The sequence below is a fragment of the Paenibacillus sp. CECT 9249 genome (assembly GCF_918697855.1).
In the GTDB taxonomy this organism is placed as follows: Bacteria; Bacillota; Bacilli; order Paenibacillales; family Paenibacillaceae; genus MSJ-34.
The window spans coordinates 175964-196147 of record NZ_CAKKLI010000001.1 but is presented as its reverse complement, the minus strand read 5'-3'; the positions used below and the strand labels follow the sequence as shown (position 1 = coordinate 196147).

General features: G+C 50.4%; 19 protein-coding genes and 1 tRNA gene. 16 read left to right on the top strand and 4 right to left on the bottom strand.

The features are described 5' to 3' along the window. Nucleotides 1-20 precede the first annotated feature (20 nt). Together LQ229_RS00955 and LQ229_RS00950 are read right to left on the bottom strand one after the other, a co-directional pair. On the bottom strand, nucleotides 21-1043 hold the full coding sequence (locus tag LQ229_RS00955; RefSeq protein WP_230190716.1) for a cytochrome d ubiquinol oxidase subunit II: 1023 nt from the start codon (nucleotides 1041-1043) through the stop codon (nucleotides 21-23). A 31-nt stretch (nucleotides 1044-1074) separates the two neighbouring features. Beyond that, complete coding sequence (locus LQ229_RS00950) at nucleotides 1075-2418, bottom strand: cytochrome ubiquinol oxidase subunit I (protein WP_216537340.1); 1344 nt, start codon at nucleotides 2416-2418, stop codon at nucleotides 1075-1077. A 342-nt stretch (nucleotides 2419-2760) separates the two neighbouring features. On the opposite strand from LQ229_RS00950, the gene LQ229_RS00945 reads away from it, so the two are divergent. The 11 genes from LQ229_RS00945 to LQ229_RS00895 all read left to right on the top strand — a co-directional run bounded on the left by LQ229_RS00945 (nucleotide 2761) and on the right by LQ229_RS00895 (nucleotide 14160). Beyond that, on the top strand, nucleotides 2761-3888 hold the full coding sequence (locus LQ229_RS00945; protein WP_290369997.1) for a methyl-accepting chemotaxis protein: 1128 nt from the start codon (nucleotides 2761-2763) through the stop codon (nucleotides 3886-3888). A 101-nt stretch (nucleotides 3889-3989) separates the two neighbouring features. Further along, nucleotides 3990-4982, top strand: a complete 993-nt coding sequence (locus LQ229_RS00940; protein WP_216537341.1) for a PstS family phosphate ABC transporter substrate-binding protein — start codon at nucleotides 3990-3992, stop codon at nucleotides 4980-4982. 175 nt (nucleotides 4983-5157) lie between these two features. Then, nucleotides 5158-6024 (top strand): phosphate ABC transporter permease subunit PstC, encoded by an 867-nt coding sequence (gene pstC / locus LQ229_RS00935; protein ID WP_230190804.1) that lies wholly within the window; start codon nucleotides 5158-5160, stop codon nucleotides 6022-6024. 2 nt (nucleotides 6025-6026) lie between these two features. Next, the gene (gene pstA, locus LQ229_RS00930; RefSeq protein ID WP_216537343.1) at nucleotides 6027-6902 is read left to right on the top strand and encodes a phosphate ABC transporter permease PstA; all 876 of its coding nucleotides are present in this window, start codon (nucleotides 6027-6029) and stop codon (nucleotides 6900-6902) included. Nucleotides 6903-6930: 28 nt separating this feature from the next. Continuing rightward, the gene (gene pstB / locus LQ229_RS00925; RefSeq protein WP_216537344.1) at nucleotides 6931-7686 is read left to right on the top strand and encodes a phosphate ABC transporter ATP-binding protein PstB; all 756 of its coding nucleotides are present in this window, start codon (nucleotides 6931-6933) and stop codon (nucleotides 7684-7686) included. A gap of 24 nt (nucleotides 7687-7710) precedes the next feature. After that, entirely contained in the window at nucleotides 7711-8367 is a 657-nt protein-coding gene (phoU, locus tag LQ229_RS00920; RefSeq protein ID WP_230190715.1) for a phosphate signaling complex protein PhoU, read from the top strand. 203 nt (nucleotides 8368-8570) lie between these two features. Continuing rightward, complete coding sequence (polA, locus tag LQ229_RS00915; RefSeq protein WP_230190714.1) at nucleotides 8571-11222, top strand: DNA polymerase I; 2652 nt, start codon at nucleotides 8571-8573, stop codon at nucleotides 11220-11222. Nucleotides 11223-11307: 85 nt separating this feature from the next. Continuing rightward, nucleotides 11308-12153, top strand: coding sequence for a DNA-formamidopyrimidine glycosylase (mutM, locus tag LQ229_RS00910; RefSeq protein ID WP_230190713.1), 846 nt, complete (start codon nucleotides 11308-11310; stop codon nucleotides 12151-12153). Between the two features lie 126 nt (nucleotides 12154-12279). After that, entirely contained in the window at nucleotides 12280-12978 is a 699-nt protein-coding gene (locus tag LQ229_RS00905; protein ID WP_230190712.1) for an MntP/YtaF family protein, read from the top strand. 22 nt (nucleotides 12979-13000) lie between these two features. Continuing rightward, nucleotides 13001-13597 (top strand): dephospho-CoA kinase, encoded by a 597-nt coding sequence (coaE, locus tag LQ229_RS00900; protein WP_230190711.1) that lies wholly within the window; start codon nucleotides 13001-13003, stop codon nucleotides 13595-13597. Further along, nucleotides 13594-14160, top strand: coding sequence for a lytic transglycosylase domain-containing protein (locus LQ229_RS00895; protein WP_216537349.1), 567 nt, complete (start codon nucleotides 13594-13596; stop codon nucleotides 14158-14160). The genes coaE and LQ229_RS00895 overlap by 4 nt, the downstream gene beginning before the upstream one ends. A 71-nt stretch (nucleotides 14161-14231) precedes the next feature. On the opposite strand, the gene LQ229_RS00890 is transcribed toward LQ229_RS00895, so the two are convergent. Then, nucleotides 14232-14450, bottom strand: a complete 219-nt coding sequence (locus tag LQ229_RS00890; protein ID WP_216537350.1) for an alpha/beta-type small acid-soluble spore protein — start codon at nucleotides 14448-14450, stop codon at nucleotides 14232-14234. Between the two features lie 120 nt (nucleotides 14451-14570). Between LQ229_RS00890 and nrdR the strand changes: the two genes are divergently transcribed. Both nrdR and LQ229_RS00880 read left to right on the top strand, forming a co-directional pair. Beyond that, nucleotides 14571-15041 carry a transcriptional regulator NrdR gene (gene nrdR, locus LQ229_RS00885; RefSeq protein WP_216537351.1) on the top strand — a complete coding sequence of 157 codons (471 nt, stop codon included), beginning with the start codon at nucleotides 14571-14573 and terminating at the stop codon, nucleotides 15039-15041. Nucleotides 15042-15166: 125 nt separating this feature from the next. Further along, a tRNA-Ala gene (locus tag LQ229_RS00880) sits at nucleotides 15167-15242 on the top strand. Between the two features lie 467 nt (nucleotides 15243-15709). On the opposite strand, the gene LQ229_RS00875 is transcribed toward LQ229_RS00880, so the two are convergent. Further along, on the bottom strand, nucleotides 15710-16177 hold the full coding sequence (locus LQ229_RS00875) for a helix-turn-helix domain-containing protein (protein WP_356709144.1): 468 nt from the start codon (nucleotides 16175-16177) through the stop codon (nucleotides 15710-15712). A gap of 468 nt (nucleotides 16178-16645) precedes the next feature. Here LQ229_RS00875 and LQ229_RS00870 point away from each other — a divergent pair, with 468 nt between their 5' ends. From LQ229_RS00870 to LQ229_RS00860, 3 genes are all read left to right on the top strand, one after another. Beyond that, nucleotides 16646-17395: an NAD(P)H-binding protein gene (locus LQ229_RS00870; protein ID WP_216537352.1), complete on the top strand. Its 750-nt coding sequence runs from the start codon at nucleotides 16646-16648 to the stop codon at nucleotides 17393-17395. Continuing rightward, nucleotides 17365-18303 carry an RNA polymerase sigma factor SigJ gene (gene sigJ, locus LQ229_RS00865; protein WP_230190710.1) on the top strand — a complete coding sequence of 313 codons (939 nt, stop codon included), beginning with the start codon at nucleotides 17365-17367 and terminating at the stop codon, nucleotides 18301-18303. Before LQ229_RS00870 ends, sigJ begins: the two co-directional genes overlap by 31 nt. Before the next feature lie 303 nt (nucleotides 18304-18606). Further along, nucleotides 18607-20097, top strand: a complete 1491-nt coding sequence (locus tag LQ229_RS00860) for an Lsa family ABC-F type ribosomal protection protein (RefSeq protein WP_216537354.1) — start codon at nucleotides 18607-18609, stop codon at nucleotides 20095-20097. The last annotated feature ends 87 nt before the right edge of the window (nucleotides 20098-20184 follow it).

The following is a 20184-nucleotide window of genomic DNA, read 5'->3' as shown; positions in this document are numbered from 1 at the left end:
CATGGAAACGTCATTCCTTTCTATTTTCTTCCCAGCTTGCCTTGGACGTAAGTGGAATCGAACAAAAAGAGGCGGAGCAACAAATATAAGGACGGAATGAGCACAAGCAATCCGAGAAGAAACGCGGCGATTAATGCGACGGCCATCTCCGGATTCGTAAAGTGCTCGTAAATCGTCAAGTAAGGGTATAGCAAATAAGGCAAGTGCGATTTTCCGTATCCGAAAAAGGCGAATCCAAACTGCAAAATAACGAGTGCGAACGCGTAATTGTAGAAACGGCCCTTCCATACGAAATAAACCGCGACGGCAAAACAGACGAACGAAGCGGCGAACATCCAGGCATTGGCGACCATATTGTCAAAATGCAGCGGATTATGAGCGCGAATGGCGAAAAAAACGAGCAGACTGCTTGCGATCGTCGGCGCGGACCAACTGAGCGCATAGCGGCGCAGCACTTTCAAAGCTTCGGCATCCTTCGCTTTGTCGGCATAATAGGTCAGGAACATGGCGGAAATATAGAGTACGCTAACCAAAGCGAGCAGGACGACCGACCAGGCGTAGCCGCTCGTAAACAATTTGCCGTACGAAATGGACACGCCGCCGCCTCTCTCTTCGATAAATCCTCCTTCGGATATGGACAACACCGTCGACAACGCGGCCGGAATGAGCAGGCCGCTTGCGCCGTACAAGAACATATAGAACGTATTTTCCCGGTTCCCATACGTGCTGAATACATAATAGGAGCCGCGAATCGCGAGCAGAACGATGGCGACGCTGCCGGGAACCAGCAAGGCGGTTCCGTAGTAGTAAGCCGTATCCGGAAAGAAACCGACGATGCCGACGAAGAAAAATACGAGAAATACGTTCGTCACTTCCCATACCGGCGTCAAGTAGCGTTCGATGACAGGGTTGATTTGATGTCTTTTTCCCGTAATTAGACTGTAATAACTGAAAAAGCCCGCCCCGAAATCGATCGAGGCGACGATAAGATAGCCGAACAAGAACACCCATAGCACCGTGATCCCCAACAATTCATAGCCCATTCAAACATGGCCCCCTCAATGCGCACAAATGTTAATCATCCATATTCCGCGCGCGAATTTCCGCTTCCGCCGGGTTGTTTCGGAACATTCTCAGCAAGATGGCCGAGCTGCTGACGCCTAGTATTGCGTACAGGAGCGCGAACAGCCATAGCATCGTATCGACATGCCCCGATGTCGTGGCGCCTTGCGCCGTTCTCATGATGCCAACCAGAATCCACGGTTGTCTGCCGACTTCCGTATACATCCAACCGAATTCGATCGCCAGGAAAGCAAGCGGAGCGCCGAGGACGATAAAATAGTGAAGCAGGCGCGCCGTCCGCGGAACGGCATGCTTGCGCCGTTTGCGATAGGCGATGACGTACCAGACGCCGACGGCGATAAGATACATGCCGATCGCCACCATCGAGTCGAATAAATAATGCGTCACGAGCGGCGGCCAAAGCTCCTTGGGCGTCTCGCTCAACCCGCGAACTTCGGCGCCAGGGTCGCCATGCGCCAAAATGCTGAGCGCGTACGGAATTTTGAGGCCAAGCCTCACTTCGTTATTCCGGTCAAGATATCCGCCGAGAATGAGCGGCGCATGCGTGCCTGTTTCAAAATGCCACTCGGCCGCCGCCAGTTTCTCCGGTTGGTACGAAGCGAGAAATTTGCCCGACAGGTCGCCGAGGACAAAAGTCGTCAACGCAAACACCAATCCGGAAGTCATCGTTAGTTTCAAAGCCTTGCGATAATATATATGGCTTCGGCCTTTCAACAGCGAAACGGCGGCAATCGCCGCCAGAAGAAACGCGCATGCGACATAGGCGGTGGCGAGCACATGCGCCACTTTGGTCGGCATCGCCGGATTCAGCATCGCCGCGATCGGCCGAATGTCCGTCGGGCTTCCGTCTTCGAGCCTGAATCCCTGCGGCGTATTCATAAACGCATTGACGCATGTAATGAAAAAGGCGGAAGCCGAGGAACCGATCGCCACGGGTATGAGCAAATACAGGTGAAGCAGCGGTTGTTTGAACCGATCCCATGTGTATAAATAGATCCCGAGAAAGATCGCTTCCACGAAAAAGGCGAACGTCTCCATGAACAAGGGCAATGCGATCAATTGGCCCGCGACGCGCATAAAACTCGGCCACAGCAAACTAAGCTGCAGCCCGATCGCGGTACCCGTCACGACGCCGACGGCCGCCGTAATCGTATAGCCGCGAGCCCAGCGGCGCGCCATCAAAGAGTAGTGCGGATCGCGGCGTCTTACGCCCATCCATTCCGCGAGCGCGATGAAGATCGGCACCCCGACGCCGATTGTGGCGAACACGATGTGAAAGGCCAGCGTCAAACCGGTTAATATCCGGCTGTAAACGACCGGATCGTAAGGGAACATCCCGCGTCACTCCTTCTCATAAGTGCCGGATAATAGAAAAAAGCATAATCAGCGCGATAATGAAACAGAGCGCGATTAATCTGCTCTCCTGTTTGCGAATGGGATCGGAACGATAGCGTTTCGTCATACTTCCTCCGTCTCTTGCCGCGAGTTTGTGCGTTGCAATATTGATTAATTTTCCCTCTTTTTCCGTTATTACACCAACCTTGTATTTGCCACAATTTACATGAAATTAATATGCCGCAAACATTCCGTTAACCGTTCGCTGCTACACTGGTGCCGTAGGGATAGGAAGAAAGAACTACGATGCTCGCCGCATCGTCTATCGAGGAGGGAACCGATATGTCCGCGCAGGCGCTCCAAAAAATAATTGATTTTCCGCAAAAAGCGGAAGAAAGCGGGAGTGTGGATATTCGCCGCTACATACAAGCGCCGACGGTTCTGGGACCGTTTCATACGTGCCGGGAAGCGATCGCCTTGCTAGGAAAAAGGCCCGAAGAGGAGTGCATGGTCGTTGTGGACGAACAAGATGCGCCGCTCGGCTTGTTGATGAAAACCCGCTTTTTCCGCATCATCGGGCAAACGTACGGAATCGACTTGTATGATTCGAAATCGGTCGCTAAACTGATGGACGCGAATGCGCTGCAGGTGGACATCTCCCTGCCGGTGCAGGAAATGATCGATTTGGCGCTGAACCGTCCGAACGAACAATGCTACGATTGCGTCATCGTAACGGAGCAAGGGCGGCTTCTTGGCATTGTAACGGTGGGGTCGCTGCTGCAATTGTCGTTAACGCTGCAGCAAGCGGCCGTTCAATCGCAGCATCGCATTGCCCGGGGTACGGACGCCATGATCGCGCAAATTCACGAAGCGGCCGCGAACGTGACGCTTTCGGCGCGAAACGGAATTCTAGATTCGGAAGCGATGGTCGAATTGACGCTGCAAGGGAAGAAGGAACTAAGCAAAGTATCGGACGCGTTCGCCGGCATCATGCATAATACGGCACAGCAGGAACGGCATATTCGACATTTGCAGCAGCGAACGGCGGGCATCTCCGCGATCACGCAATTGATTCGCGACTTGGCCGAACAGAGCAATCTACTGGCGCTCAACGCGAGCATCGAAGCGGCCAGAGCCGGCGCGTACGGCAAAGGATTTGCCGTCGTCGCTTCCGAGATGCGCAAGCTTGCGGACCGCACGAAAGCGTCGGCCGACGCTATCGCCGGCATGCTCGGCGAAGTCGGGGAATCCGTTGCGGAAACGGCGCAATGGGTGCAGGCGGGACGCGCGGAGACGGAGAACAGCGCGGCGTATGTTCGCGAAGCGGCGGAAGCATTCGAGAAGCTGCTGCACGCTGCGGAAGACCACCGGAAACAAGTGCAGGAAATGTTCGCAAACGCCGCCGTCGTCGATCGAAAAACGGATGAAGTCAAACAGGCGATTCGGAGCATCTTGAAATTTTTACACTGAGTTAACAAAACTTTCGAACAGGCTTAACAATCTTTCGCTACCATTGGAAACGTAGCGAAGAAAAAGGATAAAAGTACGATGAATCAGGGGAGTGGTTGTAGATGTTGAAACCGGGGAAAAAGAGTTTGCTAACGCTGCTAATTATTATTGTCGCGCTTACGCTTGCGGCTTGCGGCGGTACGAAAGCGGCAGAGACGCCTGCTGCGGAAACGCCGGCGGCAGGCAACGAATCGAATGCGGAAGAAACGGCGGCGCTGTCGGGTACGATAGAAATTGACGGTTCCAGCACGGTATTCCCGATGGCAGAAGCGATTGCGGAAGAGTTCAGCAAAGAGTATAAAGACGTTCGCGTAACGGTCGGCACGTCCGGCACCGGCGGCGGATTCAAACGTTTCACGAAAGGCGAGACGGCGATCAGCAACGCTTCCCGCGCCATTAAAGACAGCGAAGCGGAAGAAGCGAAGGCGAACGGCGTCGATTATATCGAATTAAAAGTAGCGTATGACGGGTTGTCCGTTGTCGTTAACAAAGATAATGACTGGGTAGATAAATTGTCGGTTGACGAACTGAAAAAAATATACGAGCCGAACAGCACGGTGAAAACATGGGCTGACGTTCGCGCCGGATGGCCGCAAGAGCCGATCAAAATTTATTCGCCGGGCGCGGATCACGGAACGTTCGATTATTTCACGGAAGAAATTATCGGCACGGCGAAAGAAAGCCGCAATGACAACCAAATTACGTTCAGCGCAGACACGAATGCGGTCGTGCAGGGCGTCATGGGCGACAAATATTCGATCGGGTATTTCGGCTACGCCTTCTATGAAGAGAACGCGGATCAATTGAAGCTCGTTCCGGTCGACAACGGTACGGCGACGGTAACGCCTTCGATGGAAACGATCAAAGACGGCAGCTATTCTCCGCTTGCCCGCCCATTGTTGATCTATGTAAGCAAACAAGCGATGGAAAAACCGGAAGTGAAAACTTTCGTCGAATATTTCATGCAGCATGCCGGAAGCGTGGCGGGTGAAGTCGGATACGTTCCGCTCCCGGATGAGCAATACGACGCTGAAAAAGCGAAGCTGAGTCAATAATCCTTAACGCAACACGAATCCATAAAAAAGTGATGTCTCAACCTTTGAAAGCGAGGCATCACCTTTTTGTGGATACGCACACGAAACGATAACAAAGCGAGGTTAAGGAAAAATGAGCGATTTGGAATTGCAAACGAAGCGGCCCAAACTGCAGTTGAAAAATAAAAATATATATATGTTGGATAAATTGATGCCGGTCGTTTTATTTCTTTGTGCGGCGGTTTCGATCGTGACGACGATCGGGATCGTTTATACGTTGTTTTCGGAGACGTTTCAATTTTTCAAGCAAGTGCCGCTGTTCGATTTTCTGTTCGGCATGAAGTGGAGTCCGCTCATCGAACCGAAAAGCTTCGGCATTTGGCCGCTCTTGAGCGGCACGCTGCTCGTTACCGTCATCGCTTGCGTATTCGCGTTTCCCGTCGGCATCGCCAGCGCCATCTATTTAAGCGAATATGCGCCGAACCGCGTTCGCAAAATCGTCAAGCCGATTTTGGAAGTGCTCGCGGGCGTGCCTACGATCGTTTACGGTTATTTTGCGTTAACGTTCGTCACGCCGATCATTCGCGCCGTCTTCCCGTCGACAGGCGTATTTAACGCGCTCAGCGCCGGCATCGTCGTCGGCATTATGATTATTCCGATGATTACCTCGCTCAGCGAAGATGCGATGGCGGCGGTGCCGCGCAGCTTGCGCCACGGCGCCTACGCGCTGGGTGCCACCCGTTTCGAGGTGGCGCTCAAAATCGTCGTGCCCGCGGCGTTCTCCGGCATCGTGTCCTCGGGCGTGCTGGCATTCTCCCGCGCGATCGGCGAGACGATGATCGTAACCGTCGCCGCCGGATCGACGCCGCAGCTCACGATGAATCCGCTCGAAAGCATCCAGACGATGACGGCGTATATCGTTCAAGTAAGTTTGGGCGATACCCCGCACGGTTCGATCGAATACGGCACCATATTCGCCGTCGGGCTCACGTTGTTCTTGTTCACTTTCCTATTAAATATATTAGCCTCTTACGTTGCCAAACGATTTAGGGAGGAGTATTGATTATGAGCATTTTACAGGATGCGAACCGGGGCCAGATCCGCAAGCGGCGCAATACGGATTTCGCGCTGCACCTGCTGTTTGTCGCAGCCACCTCGATCGGTATTTTGGCGTTGATGGCTTTGTTGATCAATATTATGATGGACGGACTGACGCGTCTGTCTCCGGAATTATTTACGAATTACCCTTCGCGGTTCGCTGCCAAAGCCGGAATGAAATCCGCCATCGTCGGCACGATTTATATGATCTTGATTATGGCTCCGTTGTCGTTCGTCCTTGGCGTCGGGGCGGCGATTTATTTGGAGGAATATTCGAAGAAAAACCGGTTAACGCGATTGCTGCAGTTGAATATCAGCACGTTGGCCGGCGTACCCTCCATCGTATACGGCATCCTCGGATTGACGCTGTTCGTGCGCGGCCTTCATCTGGAGCGGAGCTTGCTGTCCGGCGCGCTTACGATGACGCTGCTCGTATTGCCGATTATCATCGTATCTTCCCAAGAAGCGCTGCGTGCGGTGCCCAAATCGCGGCGGGAAGCTTCCTATGCGCTTGGGGCGTCCAAATGGCAGACGGTGTCGCGCTCGGTGCTGCCTTCGGCGATTCCCGGCATTTTGACGGGCGTCATTCTCGCGCTTTCCAGAGCGATCGGCGAAACGGCACCGCTTATTATGATCGGCGCGCTGACGTTTGTCGCCTTCTTGCCTAGCGGCATTATGGACTCGTTTACGGTTATGCCGATTCAAATCTTCAACTGGGTCTCGAGACCGCAGGTCGCGTTCCATGAATTGGCGGCGGCAGGCATTATCGTCCTGCTCGTACTGTTGATCTTGATGAATTTTTCCGCCATTGTGCTGCGCAACAAGTATCAGAAAAATATATGAGAACATCGGGAAAAGGGGGGCATCGAGGATGCAAACGTTAATCGATATCAAAGATTTGAACTTATATTACGGTACGTATCATGCGCTTAAAAACGTAAACCTGGAAATACCCGAAAAAGCGATTACCGCGTTTATCGGCCCTTCCGGCTGCGGGAAATCGACGCTGCTGCGCACGCTCAACCGGATGAACGACATGATTGCCGGTTCGAAAATCGAAGGAAAAGTCGAAATTGCAGGCACCGACATTTACGGCAAAGAAGTGGACGTGGAAACGTTGCGCAAAAAAGTCGGCATGGTGTTTCAACAACCGAATCCTTTTCCGAAATCGATATACGATAATATCGCATACGGTCCAAGATTGCACGGCGTCCGCAGCAAGAAGCGGCTCGACGAGATCGTCGAGCATAGCTTGCGGAAGGCGGTGCTATGGGACGAAGTGAAAGATTATTTGAAACGGTCCGCCTTCAGCTTGTCGGGAGGACAGCAGCAGCGGCTATGTATTGCTCGGGCGCTCGCCGTCAACCCGGATATTTTGCTGATGGACGAATCGACTTCGGCGCTCGATCCGATCTCGACGCTTAAAATCGAGGAATTGGCGCAGGAGTTGAAGGCTCAGTACACGATCGTCATGGTAACCCACAATATGCATCAGGCCGCGCGCGTCTCCGACCGGACCGTATTTTTCTTGAACGGCGAAGTCGTCGAAGCGACGGAAACGGAAAAATTGTTCTCGAATCCGAGCGATCAACGTACGGAAGATTATATTACGGGCCGATTCGGATAATCCAACGGACAGGAGGAAAGAATCATGGTTCAAAGGAAAGAATTCGATCAACAGTTGAATGAATTAACGGCCCTGCTCGAGGAGATGGGCAAGCGCGTCGAGACGATGCTCAGCGAAGCGGTGGACGCGTTGCAGCGGGTGGATGCGGAGCAGGCGCGGAAAATTATATCGATCGATCCCGAATTGAATCAAATGGAAGATAGAGTGGTAGAGAAAGGTTCCATGCTCATTGCGACGCAGCAGCCTGTAGCCAAAGATTTAAGGCGCATTCTGGCGGCGTTCAAAATTGCCAGCGATTTGGAGCGGATGGGAGACTTATCGGTCGACATTGCCAAAGTCGTACTCAGAATCGAAGGCCAGCAGTTGATGAAGCCGTTGATCGATATTCCGCAAATGGCCGACATCGTCACGCAGATGACCTATGAATCGATTCAAGCGTATTCGGAAGAGAACGTCGATCTGGCCTACAAAATGTCCAAGGACGACGATCAGGTCGATCAATTGTACAGCCAAATCGTACGCGAACTGTTTACGCTGATGGCGCAAAATCCGGCTACCATATCCCAGGCGATGCTGCTTACTTTTGTCGGACGTTATATCGAACGAATCGCCGATCATGCGACGAATATCGGAGAGAGTGTCATTTATTTGGTCACCGGCAAACGAGCCGATCTGAACTAATAGAGGTGCTGAAAAGTTGACTTTTTGAACACGCATTAATATGGACAGGATCCGTTTCTTATGAAACCGATTCTGTTTTTTGTTTTCCATGCGCCTTCGGCAAAAGCTTTTTTATCTTTCTAGCGCACTATGCTATCATAGAATATAGGAATCGGTGTCTGTCCGCAGGACGGAACCGCCATGTTGAGAAATCGAGGTGTTGTATGGATAAAATCATTCTGATCGATGGGAACAGCATTGCCAACCGGGCGTTTTACGCGATGCCCCCTTTGACGAATTCCAGCGGACTGCACACAAATGCCGTATACGGCTTTACTACGATGTTACTGAAATTAATTGAAGAGGAAAAACCTACGCATATGCTCGTCGCGTTCGACGCAGGCAAAATTACGTTCCGGCATGCGGAATACAAAGAATATAAGGGCGGGCGCGCCAAGACGCCGCCGGAGTTGTCCGAGCAATTCCCGCTCATGAAACAGCTGCTCGAAGGCTGCGGAATCGCCCAGTTTGAAATGTCGGGCTACGAAGCGGACGATATTATCGGGACGTTAACCCGTCTTGCGGATGAAGCGGGTAAGCAAACGCTCGTCGTGACGGGCGACAAAGACATGCTGCAGCTCGCCTCCGACCATGTGACGATTGCGCTAACGCGCAAAGGCGTAACGGAGATCGAAGCTTATAATCCGGCGCAAATCAAGGAGAAGTACGGTTTAACGCCTGGGCAGATCGTCGATTTAAAAGGGCTGATGGGCGATGCGTCCGACAACATTCCGGGCGTGCCGGGAGTCGGCGAGAAAACGGCGCTTAAGCTGCTGCATCAATATCAGACGGTGGAAGAAGTCATTGCGCATGTTCATGAATTAAAAGGAAAGCTGAAAGAAAATATAGAAAGCCATGTGCAAGACGCGAAAATGAGCAAAGAGCTCGCGACAATATTCCGCGACATGCCGCTTGAGAAAGAATGGGACGACATGAAATTTAACGGCCTGCAAACCGAAACGGCCGTGCCCGTTTTTCGCAAGCTAGAATTCAAGTCGCTTCTGGAGCGTCTCGACTTAACGGCGGCGCAAACGGATGAAAGCCGGGAGCCGGAGTCGCCGCTGCAATTGGTCGTGCTTGACGAAACGAATGTCGGTTCGCTGATCGAACGGCTTGCCGAAGTAGATGTCGTCCATGTGGAATCGGCCGGCGAGAATCCGCATCATGCGGTATTGATCGGCATCGCGCTGCGGACGTCGGATACGAGCTATTACGTGCCGTTCGAGCTGCTCGCTTCCGAGGCGGGGGCGCCGCTAAGGGAGTGGTTTGCGGACGAGAACATTCCGAAGCGGGGGTACGATCTGCACAAGGCGGACATCGTGCTCCATTGGCACGGCATATTGCTGCAGGGAGCCGCATTCGACGTTCACCTCGCGGCGTATTTGCTCGATCCGACGGAATCCGACCAGTCGCTTAGCGCGTTAACCTCGAAATACGGCTTGCCTTCGTTGCAGTCGGATGAGGCCGTGTTCGGCAAAGGAGCCAAATTCAAAGTGCCGGATCTCGAAATCGTAAGCGAGCATTTGGGCCGGAAAGCTGCGGCGATTCAACAAGTTATCGCCAAACAGCAGGAGGACTTGGAAAAATACGAAATGCATCGCCTGTATTACGAGTTGGAGCTGCCGTTGTCGAAAGTGCTGGCCGATATGGAAAAGCAAGGCATCTCGGTGAACGCGGAAGGTTTGCAGCGGCTCGGCCAAGAATTCGAGGCGCAAATCGCTACGCTGGTTCAAGACATTTACGAACTGGCCGGTACGGAATTTAACATCAATTCGCCGAAGCAGCTTGGCGAAATTTTGTTCGATAAATTGGGCTTGCCTGTCGTGAAGAAGACGAAGACAGGCTATTCGACCGACGCGGAAGTATTGGAGAAGTTGGAACCGTACCATGAAATCGTGCGAAAAATTTTGCATTACCGCCAAATCGCCAAGCTTCAATCGACCTATGTGGAAGGCTTGTTGAAAGAGGTTCGTCCGGAAACGGGGAAAGTGCATACGTACTACCGTCAAACCATTGCGGCGACAGGGCGTCTCAGCAGCCAGTTTCCGAATTTGCAGAACATTCCGATCCGGCTGGAGGAAGGGCGCAAAATTAGACAAGTGTTCGTTCCGTCCGAACCGGGCTGGCATATTCTGGCGGCAGATTATTCGCAAATCGAATTGCGCGTGCTTGCCCATATATCGCAGGACGAGAAATTGAAAGAAGCGTTCGTGCATAATATGGACATTCATACGAAAACGGCCATGGATGTCTTCGGGGTATCCGAATCCGATGTGGACTCGAATATGCGCCGGCAGGCGAAAGCCGTCAACTTCGGCATCGTGTACGGCATTAGCGATTACGGATTGTCGCAAAACTTGAACATTACGCGCAAAGAAGCGGCTAAATTTATCGAGCAGTATTTTGCCGTCTTCCAAGGGGTTCGCCGGTTTATGGACGACATCGTGAAGCAAGCGCGGACCGACGGTTTCGTACGCACATTGCTCGAGCGGCGCCGTTATTTGCCGGAAATTAACGCATCCAATTACAATTTGCGGTCGTTTGCCGAACGGACGGCGATGAATACGCCGATCCAGGGAACGGCGGCGGATATTATCAAGCTCGCCATGGTTCAGATGGATGAACGGTTGCGGGCGGAGAAGCTGCGCAGCCGCATGCTGCTGCAAGTGCATGACGAATTGGTATTTGAAGTGCCGGAAGAAGAATTGGAGACGATGAGCCGGATCGTGCCGGAAGTCATGGCCGGAGCGCTGCAGCTTGACGTTCCGCTGCAAGCGGATGTCAGCTATGGTTCGAATTGGTATGAAGCCAAGTAATGCCGTCATGCGCTCCCGTTGTCCGGCAAGCTTCGATGGATTGGCCGGGAAGGTTCCGGTATAATATGGACTGAGGTGAAATTTCATGCCGGAATTGCCTGAAGTGGAAACGGTAAAACGAACGTTAAACCAGTTAATTATCGGAAAACAAATCGAACGCGTCACCGTCTCGTTGCCGCGTATTATACAACGCCCGCAAGATACGCTTATGTTCGCGGCTCTGCTTGCCGGGCATACGTTTCAACGAGTGGAGCGCCGCGGGAAATTTCTAAGGATGACGCTGGACGGGCTCGTGCTCGTATCCCATTTGCGTATGGAAGGCCGTTACGGCCTTTATAAGCGGGACGAGCCGCTCGAGAAGCATACCCATGTCATCTTTCATTTTACCGACGGCACGGAATTGCGTTACAAAGACGTGCGGCAGTTCGGCACGATGCATCTATTCGAACCGGGCGAAGAACTGAAAGAGCCTCCGCTCAGCAAGCTCGGGCTCGAACCGCTCGATGCGGATTTTACGCTGGAGAAGTTCAAGCAAGCGATCGCCCGGCGTACGACGAAAATTAAAACCGTGTTGTTAAACCAGGCATATATTGTCGGGATCGGCAATATTTATGTCGATGAAGCTTTGTTCCGCTCCGGCATCCATCCGGAGAGATCGCCGCAATCATTAACGTCGGAAGAGTTCGAACGTTTGTTCCGGGCTATTATTGAAACGTTGAATGAAGCGGTCGATGCCGGCGGTTCGTCTATCAAGTCATACGTGAACGGTCAAGGCGAGATGGGAATGTTCCAACATCAGCTTCTTATTTACGGAAGGAAAGACGAGCCATGCGTCAGGTGCGGCGCAATCGTGGAAAAAACGGTCGTCGGCGGCAGGGGAACGCATATATGCCCGCAATGCCAGCCTCGGCCCGATTCATTCGTTTCGTAATCGCCGGTTGAAACGATTCGTATCGCTAGGCACCTTACCGCCCAATCTCCCATATGATGTGTAAGACATTAACCGCAGGCTTTACGGAAGTGGCAATGATGCGGTTTATACGGGAGGGGAATTCGGGTGCTAGCTCACATCGTATCGGTTATCTTTCTGGCATTCGCGTTAAGCTTGGACGGATTTGGCGTAGGGGTGACGTACGGCTTGCGTAAAATACGGATACCGATCGTCTCTATTGCCATCATTTCTTTCTGTTCCGGCGTCGTTATTTTTATTTCCATGCAAATCGGCGTGTTGATTTCCCGGTACGTATCCAGCGATTATACGAATTGGATCGGAGCTGTCATCTTAATCGGCATCGGCTGTTGGGCGCTTATCCAATTGTACTTGTCCCAGAACAAAAGCTGCGCCGAAGATGCAGGGCCGGATGCGGGAAGCGGGAATGCGGGTCACGGCAAACCCTTGCTGCCGTCCGGCAAAAGCACGTTATGGTCGCTCGAGTTGAAACGCTTCGGCTTGGTCGTCCAAATTTTACGGACACCGTCGGCGGCCGACGTGGACAGATCGGGGAGCATTTCGGCTTCGGAAGCCGCTTTGCTCGGGATCGCGCTGTCGCTGGACGCGTTCGGCGCCGGGCTCGGCGCGGCGATGCTCGGCTTTTCGCCGCTCGCTACGTCGCTCGTTATTGCGGTTGCAAGCGGAAGTTTTATCGTCATCGGGATGCATATAGGCTTTACATTTGCAGGAGTGAAGTGGATGAGAAGATTGTCCGCGCTGCCGGGGTGCATGTTAATATTGATCGGCATTCTACGACTTTTTTAATACGATTTGACGAGGTGAAATGATGAATCTCGGATTGACCGGCGGAATTGCAACGGGGAAAAGCACAGTTTCGTCTTTGCTCGAAGAGCGGGGCGCTTTGATCATAGATGCGGATCGGGTTGCCAGGGAAGTCGTCCTTCCCGGCAGTCCCGCTTTGCAACAGGTTGCCGAACGGTTCGGACAAGCTGTTCTGTTAGAGGACGGTTCGTTGAACCGCAAAAAATTGGGCGAAATCGTGTTTGCCGACGAGGCGGAGCGCAAAGCGCTCGAATCGATTTTGCATCCGGCCATACGGTCGGTCATGCGGGAGCGGATGGAAGCGTTTGAGCGCGATTATCCGGACAAGCTTGTCGTTGCGGACATTCCTCTGTTGTATGAATCGGGTTTGGAATCGATGTATGAGGAAATTATGGTGGTATATGTACCGCGAGAGGTTCAACTGCAGAGGTTGATGAAGCGGGACGGGATGTCGGCGGAGGAAGCCGGCAAACGTCTCAATGCGCAGTTCGATATCGAATGGAAAAAACGACAAGCGGATTACGTTATCGATAACCGCGCTTCCCTTGACGAAACGAAGAAACAAATTGACCGGTTTTGGCACGGAAAGGGACTTGCATGAGTTGGCTGCGTAAAAAAAGGGTGCTGCTGTTGCTGTTTGTCGGATTTGTCATCGTACTGTTTTTCAACTCAAGTTGGATGGGGAAATGGCTTTATCCGATTCATTATCAGGAACCGATTCGCAATTTTGCCATCATGTACGAGGTCGATCCGTTGCTTGTCGCCGCGATCATTCGCGTGGAATCGAATTATAAACCTAGCAGAGAGTCTAAGAAAGGCGCGCTCGGGATGATGCAGGTTATGCCCGATACGGCCGACTGGGTGATGGAGAAGGCGAAATTGCCCCGCATTTCAATGGAACGGGTGAACCATGAGCCCGAACCGAACATTCAGATCGGCACTTGGTATTTAAAGACGCTGCTTGATCGTTTCGATGGAAACATCTTCGCGGCCGTCGCGGCATATAACGCCGGACCGACTGTCGTTGCGAGATGGATCGATAACGACGTATGGGACGGGCGAATCGAGACCGCCAAAAAAATCCCTTACGGCGAAACGAAACACTATGTACAGCGCGTTGTTTATTATTATAATAAATATAAGGAACATTATTCTGATTTTTGAGCAAAAGCGCAAAGAAGCATTGAACAAGCTGTTTTGTCAGCTTTGTCCAACACTTCCTTGCTTTTCAATCATTATTTGAATTGACCTGCCAATTGTTGCTCGGCGATAGTCACCAGGCGTTTAGTGATGTTACCACCAAGAGCACCAGTGTCACGAGTAGCCATGTTACCGTAGTAACCGTCTTGAGGAATTGCGATCCCCAATTCTTGAGCAACCTCGTATTTCAACTGTTCAAGAGCTGCTGTAGCTTGAGGAACGACTAGTACATTAGAACGTTGTCCTTGACCCATTGCATATCACCTCCTTGCGGTTGGTATTTGTATTATGCTCGTTAATTCAAAGTTCATTACAGATAACGATTGGGAAATAGTTCTAATTGGGTAAAGAAGTAAATTTGGAGGTAACGGTGTATGAAATGTCCGCATTGCGACTATTCGGGAACGAAAGTATTAGATTCGCGACCTGCCAACGAAAACAAATCGATTCGCCGCCGTCGCGAATGCGAAAGATGCAATCGGCGGTTCACCACATTCGAGACGATTGAGGAAACACCGTTAATCGTCATCAAAAAGGGAGGCAATCGCGAAGAGTTTAATCGCGACAAAGTGCTGCGCGGGTTGATTCGCGCTTGCGAGAAACGGCCGGTATCGGCGGAGCGGCTCGAATCGATCGTCTCCGAAGTGGAAAAATCGCTCCGCAATACGGCCAATACCGAAGTCGAAAGCCGCGCGATCGGCGAACTTGTCATGGAGCAGCTGTACCCCGTCGATGAAGTCGCCTATGTCCGTTTTGCCTCCGTCTATCGGCAGTTCAAAGACATTAACATGTTCATGAAAGAGTTGACGAATTTATTGTCCAAGCATACGTTGGAAGACAAATAATTTTCGTTGACAGCCCCGGTCGCTATGTGTTAAGATATTCCTTGTGCCGGGGCCTCAGCTCAGCTGGGAGTATGGCATGGTCAGTTACGCTTCCCCAAAATTGAATACCAGCAGTAAGTTTGTACGGGGCCTTAGCTCAGCTGGGAGAGCGCATCGCTGGCAGCGATGAGGTCAGGGGTTCGATCCCCCTAGGCTCCACCATATACAAGAATTAAACACGCTAAAGAAGCGTGTTTTTTTGTATATGGTGGATTGCTATGGGGGCGAACCCCGGGGTTCAGTCCGCGCGGACGGAGCGAAGCGGAGGAGCACGGCGTCTGAATCTACCGCTAAAAGTCCTCGTCGAGTGAGCTTCGACAGCCATTCAATCAAAGATTCGGACATCCCCCTAGGCTCCACCAACACAGAACTCAAACGGCAGAGATGCCGTTTTTTTGTATTTTCTACAGTTTAAAAACGCTACAAGCTTCCCAATATTGATTGGTAATTGTACTGGAGACGAACATTTTTCTTGTTTAAAAATTGAATTTAGCTAATTGATTCAACAAGACGGGAAATTAGTATGATAGAACCAGTAAGAAAACAGTAATGCCAAAAGGGTTGTAGATGAAAATGGAACGATCGCGATTCAGGCAAGTGTAGATGGCGATATCTGTTAGTCTCCGGGCCTATTGGGCTGGATCTTCATTTGATACGTTGTGATTCGGTTTATCAGGTATTCCCCACCTTACCCCCCATTTTCTCATCTCTTGGAGTACGCATTGAAAGTCCCTGCCTTTATCCGTTAAGGAATATTCTACTGTTACAGGTACTGTTGGAAACACTCGACGTTTAACGACCCCATGTTGTTCCAAATGCCTTAGAATATCCGTTAAAGATTTGGTACTAACATGATCCAAAGCTCTTCGTAATTGATTGAAACGTTTGGATTCTTTGTACAGTTCTGCAATGACTAAAAACGCCCATTTTCCTGTCATAATTTGTAGAACTTCACCAACGACGAACCAGCATTGTTCCTCTTCTGTATTTAAATGCAATTTATTTCCCCCTCGTATATCCGCGTATTTTTTACAAAAAAATTTCCACAGAAGCTTCATCTTCTGTTGGACGATAAGCATATTCAGGCTGCGCGGCAAAGAATGCTTCCTATCCCGAACCATTTTGTGCAATTGAAATGGTTTTGTTCGAAATATCGTATAAACAACGGATCATGCAAGCGGAGGATTCGAGTTTGTACGAAATATCGTATTAAAAATGCTGCGTAGAAGATTGAATTGGAGATTTAGTACGAAAAATCGAATAAACAACCGTAATTTCGTCGCTTGGAGTCCATTGTTATACGAAAAATCGTACAAAATGCTCCCTACATTTTTCTTGAAAAATGACCTAGTTATGGCATACTATAATCATTGTTGCGATTTGATGAGTGGCGAAGCACGTCCGGAATATTCCTTTTATCATGAAGGGAAATATTTCGGGCGTTTTTATTAAAAAGCATGCCTGAAGTATGCGGGAGGAAAAACCCGTTTTTTACTTTACAACTATGTCACATTTCAGCTGGCTGCATCGTCTTCCAAGTAGAGAGGAAGAAAGGAGAAATGACGATGAAGATCGCGATCGTTGGCGGAACAGGCAAGTTGGGGATGCGAGTAACTGAAGAGCTGGTAAGAAGAGGGCATGATGTACGCGTGCTTAGTCGTAAATCGCATACGTACCCAGTGGACTTAGTCACAGGCGAGGGATTGGAGACAGCATTAGAGGGTTGTGACACGGTCGTGGATGCCAGCAATTCCTCCTGGAAAGCAGAGGATGTCCTTATACATGGCACAAGCAGGCTGCTCATGGCTGAAAAAGCTGCGGGTATAGGCCACCACGTATGCGTGTCTGTTGTTGGCTGTGATCGAATTCCAATCGGTTATTTCCGTATGAAAGCAAATCAAGAAGCATTGGTAATGGAGGGAATCGTACCTTGGACGATTGTTCGCTCTACCCAGTTTCATGAGTATATTGCAGAAATGTTCCAACAGGCCAATCGTTGGAAGGTGCTTCCCTTGATAAGGATGAAGACTCAAACCGTTTCTGTGGATGAAGTTGCAAAAGCTGTAGCGGATACTGTAGAATCTCGTCCGTTTCAGAAAACGATTGAGGTGGCAGGCCCTGAAATTATAGATGCTCGTGACCTTGCAAAGACGTGGAAATCGATTACTGGCATTCACGGAATTCATTTACCCATCCCTTTACCGGGAATGGTTGGAAAAGCTTTACGTGCTGGAGCTGCTACGACGGAAAAGCCAGCGGTATCTGGAACAATCAGTTTTGCTACATGGCTGAAGAAGGAGGTGACCAAGGGTTGACGCGTAAACCTTATAATGAAGCTTCACGAACTTTTGATACAGACTTAATTTATACTAAAGCGTTCGAAGCTGAACGCCCTCGTCTAGTTCGGGTGGCTTACGCCATGCTAGGGTCATTAGCTGATGCAGAAGATTGTGTGCAAGAGGCATGGCTTCGTTTGCAACGAATGAATGATCCTTCAGAGATTCGTGATTTATCTGCCTGGCTTACTACGATTGTCGCTCGACTGGCACTGGATGCACTGGGAAGCGCTCGTATTCGCCGAGAACAATATGTAGGGACATGGTTGCCCGAACCAATGGTTGAGGACATTGATTCAATGGATCCCGCTGAAAAAGTTGCCTTGGATGAATCCGTAAGCATGGCTTTGATGGTCGTGCTTGAACGATTGACTTCAGCAGAACGAACCGCCTTTCTTTTGCATGATGTTTTTGCACTATCTTATGATGAAATCGCCAAAGTACTGGGACGATCGACAGTTGCCGTCAGGCAGCTTGCTTCTCGTGCTCGGCAACATGTTGAGCGTGGACGGCCTAGGTTCACACCAACATACGAAGAGCAATATCAATTAGTGAACGCTTTTGCTGTGGCTTGCCTAGAAGGTGATTTGGAACGGCTTATTGCCTTGCTTGATCCTGAAGTAGTATGGCGAGGTGATGGGGGCGGTAAGGTTAGCACTCTACAACAAGCTGAGTATGGGGCCTCGAGCGTAGCATTCGGAATTCTCCAGTTTACTCAACGAGCCCCGCATTATGTACGAATTGCCTTAGTTAATGGTGTGCCGGGCATCGTGTTAAAGGATGCTGATGGGCTACTAACCGTTGTATCCCTTACAGTAAGCAAAGGCAGAATTATCGCAATCGATGCAATTCGCAATCCTGATAAATTGTCAAACATTGAACCGTAAGCAAATCGCAAGCGGGTTGTCATTTATAGTCTGTTGCAATGTAGAAGCGGGTCTGTTAAAATTAAACTGACAATTAACGATGGGAGTTGAAGAGGATAATGTAATATTTCTTGCCGCTTTTTTTAAGAATAAAACAGGGTTTGTTTTATTCTTTATTGGCAAGAGAGTTACCTTATTCTTTTCACTCAGAAAATAAATCCTTGTCATGCCCTGTACTGGGTTGGATGCGGGTATCTTTTGAGCTACAAGAAAGGTAACTTTCTTGTAGCTCTTTTTATTTTAACAAAAGGAGGTTGCCGACACATGTCATTGATCAAGGTAACGAACCTGACGTTTGCTTATGACGGCAGTTACGACAACATCTTTGAGAATGTAAGCTTTCAAATTGATACCAACTGGAAATTGGGCTTTACGGGGAGAAACGGCCGGGGTAAGACTACGTTTCTCAATCTGCTGCTGGGTAAGTACGAATACAGCGGAACGATTTCGGCTAACGTTAGCTTCGAATATTTCCCATTCCACGTTGAACGCAAACAAAACAATACCGTCGACGTCGTCGCCGACATCTATCCCGACTTTGAACACTGGCAGCTTCTTCGCGAGCTTTCACTGCTAAAGGTGTCAGAGGACGTGTTATACCGACCGTTCGAATCGTTGTCCAACGGAGAACAAACGAAGGTGCAGCTTGCGGCGCTGTTTTTGAAGGAAAACCGTTTTTTGCTTATTGACGAGCCGACCAATCATCTAGACCTGCATGCTCGGAAGCTGGTCAGCGATTATTTGAACGGCAAGAGCGGGTTTATTTTGGTGTCGCACGATCGGGCGTTTCTCGATAACTGCGTGGATCACGTTCTTTCGATCAACAAGACGAATATCGAAATCCAGAAAGGAAATTTTTCCGACTGGTGGGAAAACAAACAACGACAGGACAACTTTGAGATGGCCGAGAACGAAAAGCTGAGGAAGGACATCAAGCGGCTGTCCGAAGCCGCCAAGCGGACCAGCAACTGGTCGCACGAAGTGGAAAAAACAAAAAACGGCACCCGCAACTCCGGCTCCAAGGTCGATAAAGGGTACATCGGTCACAAGGCTGCCAAAATGATGAAGAGGTCCAAATCGATCGAGAAAAGACAACAATCCGCGATCGAGGAAAGATTCCAACTGCTTAATAACGTTGAAAGCTCGGAAAGCCTGAAAATATCTCAGTTGTCGTATCACAAACAGCAATTAGTCGAGTTGGACCGCGTTTCGATTCGTTACGGCGAGAAGAAGGTTTGCCGCGACGTCAGCTTTACTGTGGAGCAAGGGGACCGCATTGCGCTCTCCGGTCCGAACGGCTCAGGCAAATCCAGTCTGCTCAAACTGATTTGCGGCGATGAAATTCCTTTTTCCGGCACGTTTCGAAGAGGGAGCCAGTTGAAAGTATCCTACGTTTCGCAGGACACCTCACATTTGCAGGGCAATTTGTCGGAATTCGCCAGAAACAGCGGAATTGACGAAAGCTTGATCAAATCGATATTGAGGAAATTCGATTTTTCGCGTTTGCAATTTGAAAAAGACATCGCTTCTTTTAGCGGCGGTCAGAAGAAGAAGGTGCTGATCGCAAAAAGCCTCTGCGAGCGGGTTCATTTGCATGTTTGGGACGAACCGCTCAATTTTGTGGACGTCATTTCCCGGATGCAAATCGAAGAGTTGCTGCTGGAGCATTCTCCGACCATCCTTTTTGTGGAGCATGACAGCGAGTTTTGCAAGCATATTGCGACAAAGATTGTGGAACTGGAAGAGATAAACTAAAATTTATTGCGCCGGACGCAGCGGGTCTGCAACCGGAGATCAAAACGGCTGCCATGAAGATGGCAGCTGTTTTGTTTGCGGCGCAGG

What these genes read in the sequence shown, in the direction of transcription:
- phoU (WP_230190715.1), top strand. Translation starts at nt 7,711, where the DNA reads ATGGTTCAAAGGAAAGAATTCGATCAACAGTTGAATGAATTAACGGCC.
- pstA (WP_216537343.1), top strand. Translation starts at nt 6,027, where the DNA reads ATGAGCATTTTACAGGATGCGAACCGGGGCCAGATCCGCAAGCGGCGC.
- LQ229_RS00950 (WP_216537340.1), bottom strand. Translation starts at nt 2,418, where the DNA reads ATGTTCCCTTACGATCCGGTCGTTTACAGCCGGATATTAACCGGTTTG.
- sigJ (WP_230190710.1), top strand. Translation starts at nt 17,365, where the DNA reads ATGGCTGAAGAAGGAGGTGACCAAGGGTTGACGCGTAAACCTTATAAT.
- LQ229_RS00890 (WP_216537350.1), bottom strand. Translation starts at nt 14,450, where the DNA reads ATGGGTCAAGGACAACGTTCTAATGTACTAGTCGTTCCTCAAGCTACA.
- LQ229_RS00895 (WP_216537349.1), top strand. Translation starts at nt 13,594, where the DNA reads ATGAGTTGGCTGCGTAAAAAAAGGGTGCTGCTGTTGCTGTTTGTCGGA.
- LQ229_RS00955 (WP_230190716.1), bottom strand. Translation starts at nt 1,043, where the DNA reads ATGGGCTATGAATTGTTGGGGATCACGGTGCTATGGGTGTTCTTGTTC.
- LQ229_RS00870 (WP_216537352.1), top strand. Translation starts at nt 16,646, where the DNA reads ATGAAGATCGCGATCGTTGGCGGAACAGGCAAGTTGGGGATGCGAGTA.
- pstC (WP_230190804.1), top strand. Translation starts at nt 5,158, where the DNA reads ATGTTGGATAAATTGATGCCGGTCGTTTTATTTCTTTGTGCGGCGGTT.
- nrdR (WP_216537351.1), top strand. Translation starts at nt 14,571, where the DNA reads ATGAAATGTCCGCATTGCGACTATTCGGGAACGAAAGTATTAGATTCG.
- polA (WP_230190714.1), top strand. Translation starts at nt 8,571, where the DNA reads ATGGATAAAATCATTCTGATCGATGGGAACAGCATTGCCAACCGGGCG.
- coaE (WP_230190711.1), top strand. Translation starts at nt 13,001, where the DNA reads ATGAATCTCGGATTGACCGGCGGAATTGCAACGGGGAAAAGCACAGTT.
- pstB (WP_216537344.1), top strand. Translation starts at nt 6,931, where the DNA reads ATGCAAACGTTAATCGATATCAAAGATTTGAACTTATATTACGGTACG.
- LQ229_RS00860 (WP_216537354.1), top strand. Translation starts at nt 18,607, where the DNA reads ATGTCATTGATCAAGGTAACGAACCTGACGTTTGCTTATGACGGCAGT.
- LQ229_RS00945 (WP_290369997.1), top strand. Translation starts at nt 2,761, where the DNA reads ATGTCCGCGCAGGCGCTCCAAAAAATAATTGATTTTCCGCAAAAAGCG.
- mutM (WP_230190713.1), top strand. Translation starts at nt 11,308, where the DNA reads ATGCCGGAATTGCCTGAAGTGGAAACGGTAAAACGAACGTTAAACCAG.
- LQ229_RS00940 (WP_216537341.1), top strand. Translation starts at nt 3,990, where the DNA reads ATGTTGAAACCGGGGAAAAAGAGTTTGCTAACGCTGCTAATTATTATT.